The 8150-nt window shown below is 64.2% G+C and carries 7 protein-coding genes and 1 pseudogene; all 8 read right to left on the bottom strand.

Features of this window, described 5'->3' with window-relative positions; all coding sequences use genetic code 11:
- Nucleotides 1-137: 137 nt before the first annotated feature.
- A complete protein-coding gene (locus QZY03_RS22755) occupies nucleotides 138-728 on the bottom strand; it encodes an endonuclease/exonuclease/phosphatase family protein (RefSeq protein WP_295584865.1) in 591 nt (196 codons plus the stop codon).
- A gap of 113 nt (nucleotides 729-841) precedes the next feature.
- Nucleotides 842-1360 carry a mechanosensitive ion channel domain-containing protein gene (locus QZY03_RS22750; protein ID WP_295584863.1) on the bottom strand — a complete coding sequence of 173 codons (519 nt, stop codon included), beginning with the start codon at nucleotides 1358-1360 and terminating at the stop codon, nucleotides 842-844.
- Nucleotides 1329-3587 carry a hypothetical protein gene (locus QZY03_RS22745; RefSeq protein ID WP_295584861.1) on the bottom strand — a complete coding sequence of 753 codons (2259 nt, stop codon included), beginning with the start codon at nucleotides 3585-3587 and terminating at the stop codon, nucleotides 1329-1331. The genes QZY03_RS22750 and QZY03_RS22745 overlap by 32 nt, the downstream gene beginning before the upstream one ends.
- 256 nt (nucleotides 3588-3843) lie before the next feature.
- Nucleotides 3844-5289 carry a glycosyltransferase gene (locus QZY03_RS22740; RefSeq protein WP_295584859.1) on the bottom strand — a complete coding sequence of 482 codons (1446 nt, stop codon included), beginning with the start codon at nucleotides 5287-5289 and terminating at the stop codon, nucleotides 3844-3846.
- Nucleotides 5290-5499: 210 nt separating this feature from the next.
- A complete protein-coding gene (locus QZY03_RS22735) occupies nucleotides 5500-6333 on the bottom strand; it encodes a molybdopterin-binding protein (RefSeq protein WP_295584856.1) in 834 nt (277 codons plus the stop codon).
- 580 nt (nucleotides 6334-6913) lie between these two features.
- Complete coding sequence (locus tag QZY03_RS22730; protein WP_295584855.1) at nucleotides 6914-7237, bottom strand: hypothetical protein; 324 nt, start codon at nucleotides 7235-7237, stop codon at nucleotides 6914-6916.
- A 176-nt stretch (nucleotides 7238-7413) separates the two neighbouring features.
- Nucleotides 7414-7863: pseudogene (locus QZY03_RS22725) on the bottom strand (transposase); the annotation flags it as partial.
- Between the two features lie 89 nt (nucleotides 7864-7952).
- Nucleotides 7953-8150 (bottom strand): hypothetical protein (locus QZY03_RS22720; RefSeq protein WP_295584853.1); only part of this gene is annotated, 198 nt, incomplete at its 5' end.

The raw sequence follows: 8150 nt of genomic DNA, 5'->3' as shown, positions 1-8150 counted from the left end.
TGATTCCACTTCGCGAGATCGAGCTTAAGCATAAACGCTGCGTGCTTCTGGTATCGGGGGCCGGTCTGGCCGACACAGGGGGCTCGGCACGGGACGCAACGTATCACAGAAATTACGTATCTCGCGCTTGGCGCGGTTTAGAAGCGAAGCTCGGCCGCTACTGCACCATGATCTGAGGGCCACAATCTTGGCGCGGGCGGACGGGTCTTATCCCAGTGCTTCGTGCCCACCACACGGATGTCCTCAACCCTGGCCGGCGCCGGCCAGGAGAGGATCAGATCGATCCGCTCGTACAGCTGGGAGTTCTCATTCAACAGATCCTCCGCCTGGCAACAGGTGAATCCTGGCCTGACATGCCACCTGAGCGTCCACCCGTCGGTGTAGCCGGCAGCCGCGAGTTGCTGGTAGGGAGGGACCAGCCCCTGATCAAACGGCTCGGGCAACGGCAATGGACCCGGCACCCCGGCATCCTCCGGTGAAGAGTTGAAATCACCGAGCACCAATAGCGATTTGCCGATCGGTGTGGTGGCCCGCAGGACACCGATCAACTCAAAGGCTTGCGCCGCCTGGAAGACCTGGCTGATCGGATTTCCTGGTTGCGGTTCCCGTACTTCGAGATGGGTATTGACGATGCGGTAGTTCTTACCGGCGACCCGCGCATTGATGGCAACGAATCCTCGTTGAACGGGGACTTCGGTGGTGTTTCTCCAATGATGATGGATCGGCACAGGAAGGCGTCGCATGACGCATCCTTCCACGACACCCGAAAGACGGGGCAGCGATCCGGCGTTTCGTCAGCGATGAAGCCAAACGAAAATTAGCGAATAGCTGCAATTTAATTCTAGCCAACAGATCGCGCGGCGGCAACAGGGACCGACAGGCCCAAGGTCTCGCCGCCCGGTGTCGGGTAGACATGCAGGTCACGCTGGGGAAAAGGGATGCTGATGCCCGCCGCCTGAAAACCGTACCAGATACGTCGGTTGACCTCGGAACGCACCTGGGTGCGCCCTACCTGACCCAAGAAATGCACGTAGTATTCCACCCGCAACAGAATCGCGGAGTCCCCGAACTCCCACAAAGCAACCAGGGGCCCAGGCGTGCTCAGCACCAAGGCATAGCCGACCAGGATTTCCCGCACCAGCACAATGGCCCGGTCCGGGTCGTCCTGATAACCGATTCCCACGCTCAGTACGGTACGCAGGATGTCGTCGCTGCGCGTCCAGTTGACCAACTCCCCGCTGATCAAGGATCCATTGGGGATGAAGACCTCCTGCTTGTCGAAGGTGCGGATCGTGATAGAGCGGAAGCCGATGCGCATGACTTCCCCCTCATGGCCGCTCAGGGTCACGATGTCGCCCACCCGCACCGGACGCTCCACCAGGAGCAGACCAGAGCCGCACCAGCCCCCACAGGGCCACCAGCCAGGCCAGCAGAACCGCGAACCCATGCGCCGGATCCAGGAACTGCCGCTGCCACAGATCCCCGCGCGCAGTCCCAACGTCCGCCACCATGCAGGCTAAACAGTGCGCGGCGGCGTCGTACAGGTCGTCGAGCACCGCACGCGCAAGATGGAGCAGTGCCGCGACCAGCGCCAGCCAGCCCAGGTCGATGACGATGGCCCAGGCCAGGTTGAGGTAACCCAGAAACCCGAGCACACCGGCCGCCGCCAGGACCAGAGCAGCGGCCTGGGAGAGCCAGGCAAGCAGTCGCGCACCGTGTCGGCGTGGCGCGCCAGGGTTCGGACGCATCTGCTTTGAATCCTGCTCCCCGGACGGATCCGTGGTCAGAGCCCCGCTCGCACCAGACGGCTGCAATTGACCGAGAATCAGAGTCTTAAGCCCGAAGGCCGGCACCGCGAGCAGCAGCAGCCCGACCATGGCCAGGCGATCGAGCAAGTCGGCCACCAGGGGCGAGATCGGCAGCGAGTGGGTCAGTGCGTAGACGGTGCTGACCACGGCGGCCAGCACCAGACCCCAGCGCAGGCGTCGATAGAAGGCGCCGCGTACCGCCGCGCTCTCGGCGGGCAAGCCGGGTGCGAACAGCTCGGTGCGCACCAGGGCGAGCAGGAAGGCACAGGTTGGCCCGACCCCAAGCAGCAGCAGACCCGGCAGCCATTCATTTGTCGGCAGATCGAGGGTCGCGCCCAGCCAGGCCCAGAGCAAGGGCGGGATGGTCCAGGGGAGCACCGGCACCAGAGCCGCAACCGGTTCGGCCAGCCGCCGTCCCAGCGCCCGGCCCGGTCGCCCCAACCACCAGACCAGACCCAGGATGCCGACGATCAACACCATCCCCCCGCCGGCCAGCGGAACCCAGTCGTCCGCGGAGAAGTCAGCGATGCGCTCCCGCAGATCCAAGACGAGCGCACTTTGGCGGCGGACGACCAGGGCCGGCAGCACGGCGATCCCGGCGCCGATCCTTTGCCAATCCCCACGCGCACCCGGCAGCGGCAGCCGCTCAGTGAGGACGGCGGCGTCGATCACCGCGAGTTGCTCGGCGAAACGGGCCGGTTCCGGCGCGATCCGTTCAATCAGGGCCGCAACCATTTGGCCCTGCGCGTCGATCTGTCCCTCCAACTCCGCGGTCATCGCCCAGGCCGGTCCGTCCGTGAGGCCGCGTCCCCGCAGCAGTGCGCGGCGGACGGCCAGGACCCGGCGCTCGTCCGCCAATTCGATCCGCAGACTCTGGAGTTCGTCCCCCAAAAGCTTGAGCACAGTCCCGGCGTCCACGAGCAGATGCGCGGGTGTGGCACTGTCCTCACGCAGCGCGACCAGTCCATCCAACTGACTGCTCAGACCAATCAGGTCCAGGTCATTCTCGCGCAGGAAGGTGCGCGTGCCCGTGTCGTGGAGGCGCATATCGAGCCGGTCACGCCGCGCGAGTGCGTCCGGATCCTTCCCCCCAATGGCCCCCGCCTGGGTGGCGAGACTGGCCGACTCGTCCGCAAGCCCGGCGATCACCCGCTCCAATGGGGCAACCCGCGGGTCGCGCGCCGATCCGGTCGTTTGCGTGACGGCATCCAGCCCCATGCGGCCCTGAAGGAGGCGCAGGCGCTGCGTGCTCAAGGTTTCGACGCGCCGGCTGGCCGTGAGCAGTTGCCTGAGGCCATCGATCAACGTGTGCAGGACCTGGGCCTGCTCCACGAGCAGATCGCGATCCGCGCGCCTGGATTGGGCCTCCGAGTCGTCCTCCGCGGCGTCTTCAAGACCCCGGCCGAGGGTCGAGATGCGTTGCTGGACCTCAGCCAGAACGGCCTGCCGATGCACGATCTGGCCCGCCAGAACCGCGCCGCGCGAACGCATCGAGTCCCGCGCCAACAAGGCCGCGCGCAGCATATCCGGGTGAACATCGTCGGCACTCAGGGTGCGCTCCTCGACCGCGAGCAGGGCCGCAAGGCGCTCGGACTCCTGAGTACGGTACGCATGTGCCGCCGCCAGCACGGAGCCGATCTTCCTGAGAAAATCGGTCTCTTCGCGGATCTCCGCAGCCGAGAGTTGCCCCTCGTCGAGGGGCTGCGCCAAACCCGTGGCGAGGACCAGGCAGAGCGCGAGTGCCATCAGTGGTTGGACCAGCCGGCACCGAGTGGACATGAATTTCTCGTTGATTCCACGGCCGTCGGGATCGAGGCCGCGCGCTGCACTCTACCTGTTTCTGCGATCCGGAATCGGTGCGATCGGGGCAACGTTCAAGTAACGGCCAGGTCCGCGGGATCGGTGGACTATAGCCTTCGGACGTGATAACGAGACGTAGGGGCGGGTTTCAAACCCGCCCCCCTACACGACGGTCTGTCTGGATGTCAGGTGCGAAGGCTATAATCGCCCTAAAGCTCACGCGGATAATTGCGCATCACTGCCTGAGCCGCGCCAACTTCGGCAGATCCCTGCCGTCGAGGAGCTGCATGACCCCGACGGCGATGAGACCGCCGATCACGAGGGTGAGATAGAGGACCGCCGCGGGCTGCTCCAGCAGGGCAAAGCCGAGCAGGCCGATGCCGGCCGCCGCCTCGATCATGCCATACCGTCGGCGTTTGGCGGCCACTGCCGCAGGTGCGGTGGACTTGGGCGTGCGCACGAACTCACTGCGATGCCCCACCAGGGCTTCCAGCCCGGCGCGGGCGTTCGAGATCAAGAGCCCGGTCGACAGGAACAGGGCGGCGACAATCTCCAGAGGCGCGCCCGAGCGGTTTTCACGCGTGGTCCCCAGCAACAGAAACCCGACCGTCCCGAGGACGCCGACCAGGGAGGCCCACACCGCCGCCACGGCGAGCGTCGGCCCGGCCACCGCCGCGCCCGCGATATAGGGGAGTCCCAGCAGGATGCAGGAGGCGCCGATGAGATAGGCCAGGGGTTGGGCCATCTCCAACGTCAGCATGAGCTTGTGCCGGAATGACAGGGCACTGCTGCGCCAGACCCTGGGCGTCAGCTTGAGCGCGCACTGCACGAATCCCTTGTTCCAGCGAAACTGCTGCGCCCGCCAGGCCGGCACGGAGGCCGGCAGGGCGCCGGGGACGGTCAGATCGATCAGGAAGGCCGCCCGCCACCCGCGCAGGCGCGCCCGTACGCTGAGATCCAGATCCTCGGTCAGGGTGTCGCCTTGCCAGCCACCGGCATCGTCGATGGCGGCCCGCCGCCACACGCCGCAAGTGCCATTGAACGGCAGGAACAGACCGAGCCGCCAGCGTGCCTCCTGCTCCACCCGAAAATGGGCATCCAACAGCCGCGCCTGGATGCGGGTCAGCAGATTCTCAGGCGCGTTCAGGTGAGTCCAGCGGGCCTGGGCGTAGGCCACGGCCGGGTTCGCCTCCAACACCGCCAGGGTCCGCCGCAGAAAATCCGGCGGCGGGATAAAATCCGCATCGAAGATGGCGACATAGGGCGCGGCGCAGCGCTTCAGACCTGCGGCCAGGGCGCCCGCCTTGAACGCCGTGCGGTGAGTGCGATGCAGCAGCTCGATGCGGAAACCCTGCCGCTTCAGGTCCGCGACCGCCTGACGGCTCAGGGCGCAAGACCCGTCGGTACTGTCATCGAGGACCTGAATCCGCAAGCGGTCGCGCGGCCAGTCGAAGGCGGCCACCGCGCCAAGGATGCGCCGGACCAGGGGGCCTTCGTTGTAGAGCGGCACCTGCACCAGGACCTGGGGGAGGTCGGCACCGTCCAATCGGGCGTACACGCTACGCCGTTCGCCGGCCAGCAATCGGGCGGCGGCGAGCACGACAAGGTTCAGCGAGAGCGCGCTCAAGACGATCAGACCAACCGTGATCAGGTGATCCAGGGCGGGGACGGATGCGAGCATGGAGAAACCCTTTGGTTAACGACCAGACGTCACGCGGTCAACGCGCTCGCGCCGGACGAAGACTATAAAACGCGGCCGGAACGATCACCTTCGCACCTGATATCCAGACAGACCTTTGGAGTAGGGACGGGTTTCAAACCCGCCCCTACGTCCGGTCATCACGTTCGGCGGCTATACCGACATGTTCGCATCAATGACTCGGCCATCACGTCAACTGACCGCCCCGCCAGGCTGACCGCTCGGGCGATCACCGGAAATCGCCTGACCCTCCTGGGACTCGGCGCCGACGGCCGGGACTTCGCAAAACCGCATGGACTCGCTGACCAACCGCGCACGCAGAGTATCCATCGCGGTCTCCAGGTCAATTCGACCCCGAAAGCCTAACAGGATGCAGGCGTCTGCGCCCAGATGGGGCAGACTGAACATCTTGAGCTGTGGGAACGCCTCGCCCAGGTCACGCATCAGCGGGATCAAGGCGCTCTCCGGAACACCCAGCACCTGCACGGCCGACTCGCGCACCAGATCCGCGGTCCCGTAATGCGTTTCCAGCACCCATTCGGCCATGGGCCAGGCCATCTGCGGAAATCCCGGCAGAAACCAGTGTCCGGACACGGAGAATCCGGGGATCTGATTGAATGGATTGGGAATCAGCTCAGCACCCGCCGGCAGATCGGCCATCAGGATGCGATGTGGATAAGCCGCGTCTCCAAAGCGTGCTTCGATCAGGTCCCGCGCACCGGGGTGGCGCACCAACGGCACGCCGGCCGCCGCGGCGGCGCAGGCACGGGTGTGATCATCCGGGGTGGCGCCGATCCCGCCGCAGACGAATACCGGATTGGTCCGCGCCATGGACCAATGCAAATGCGCTTCCAGCACCGCCGGGTCATCCGGTAACAGCCAATGCCAGGCCAGGGCGTGCCCGCGCTCGCCCAACAGCGCCTTGAAAGTCGCCAGATGCTGATCCGTGCGCGCGCCGTTCAACACCTCGTCACCAATGACGATGAGACCGAAAGCGACTGGTCCGGGGTTGGACCGGTGTCCCATGTTTAAAGTTGAGGTGACTGCCAAAACGAAACTCCAGCACGTGCATTCGCGTTAAATTGCTAAGATTGGGGTTTTCACGTAATTTTCATTCTGCGACCTGAATCTTGGCACCGGCCTAGCCGCCCCACCGTACTGCCTTAAGGTTTGCCAGGAATTGGGACGCCACACAGCACAAACAAGCCCCAAGGCACTTCAGCCGGGACGGCAATCTGGCCGACGCCAGTCACAACATCTGTCACGCAACGCGATATTCACCAATCGTCTTCAACCCCAACTGCTGGGTCAACAACGGGAAAATCCTTCGGGATCGAGTCAGAAGCAAGACTGGTTTCCGGCCTTCGGCAACAAGGCCTATTTCCGTAAGACGCATCTGGCGCGCAAGGGCGATGCCGAGATCGACAATCGCGGCCGGTAAGTTGGCCAAGAAGGCCGAAAACCGAAAGCCTTCAACACGCGCTTCCCGAACGGCCCTGCGGAAGCCATTGGCTTGCAGGCCTTGATCGTCGTTCCGGCCACTTGGGCGCGCCGGGTGCGTAGTCAGGCCATCCTGGCCTGACACTGTCAGGGCTGGAAGCCCTGACTACGCATACCGCCGGCCGGGATTACGATCAAGGCCGGCTTGCATGTGGACAACACTACACGCAATATCCGCGTCGATGACTTCCAACTGATCGGCATACTGACGCAACCGGGCCGGAGGATGGCTTTGAAGATCGTCGTCGAATCGCGTCTGAATCAGCTCAATGCCTAGTTCAAGCATTCGCCTGCAAACAAGCCGACTAAACAAATAAGTATCTTTAGAAGCACCTGACAAACCCATCCAGCGGACCCGCATTAAATGCGCGCCGCTGCTGGGCGACGTTAGCCGATATTCAAGCCTGCCCTGAATTTCCACCTCAGGCACGTGCCTCTTCAGGCCGACCGAAAGAACAAACGCTCGCTCCGGCAGCCTTGCTCATCGCGCCCAAAGAAGCGGGGTCATAAAGAAGCGGGGGCAGGTCTGAATGGCACTGACTTAAGCAGATACCCCATGTTAATCATTTTGTTATGCGTGATGACGCGATGTATTTCAGTGCCCTTTCACTTCGCTTTCTTGGGGTGCCCGTGGAGTCGCACCTCCTGGCGCGCCAGCGTCCGGGGCTCCATGAGCAGCGGGAAGTTGCGCGGTCGTCGTTTGAGCGCGCGGGGCTCGATCCGGCCGGGACGCCGCCCGACGCGCTGCTCGGCCATCAGGGCGAGCAAGGCCGCCATATCGGACGCCGCGGCAAGGGTGTCGCGGTAGGCTTGCCACAGGGTCCACAGTTGCACCGCATGCTTGAAGCTGAGTTGGCGCGGAACCTGGTCGGCCAGCAGCGCCGACTGCGCCATCAGCAGCCGGATCACGTTGTAGGCCAGCAGGTAGACCCAGATCTCCTTCTCCACCATCGCCGGGCTCTTGCAAGAAAGCTGGTCCATGCCGAGCGTGGTCTTGATGTTGCGCAGATCGAGTTCGACGCTCCAGCGACGCCTCGACCAAAGATTTTCTTTTTTCTCAGTTGGTTGGGCTTAAGTCAGTGCCATTCGAGCCGGGCCCCTTAGGTGATTCCCGAGTAATGATTATACCAAGCAGGCCAGCGTAATCAGGATGTCCCACTAAAGACCGCTTCGGCTTGGCGCGCACTGCCGGCGCAGTACTTCACGGCCATGGCCGCCTGGAACGTCCGCCGCTTGATCGGGACCATGCGCGATGCAGCCAGTTTGATGTCCTCGCGATGGTCCGCGCTGAGCACGGCTAACGGTGTCGGGTCGGTACTCGCGATCATGCGCTTGGCGTCGTC

Source organism: uncultured Lamprocystis sp., assembly GCF_903933125.1.
GTDB lineage: Bacteria > Pseudomonadota > Gammaproteobacteria > Chromatiales > Chromatiaceae > Thiodictyon.
Note: the sequence above shows the minus strand (reverse complement) of the source record. Positions and strands in the feature narration are given on the sequence as shown.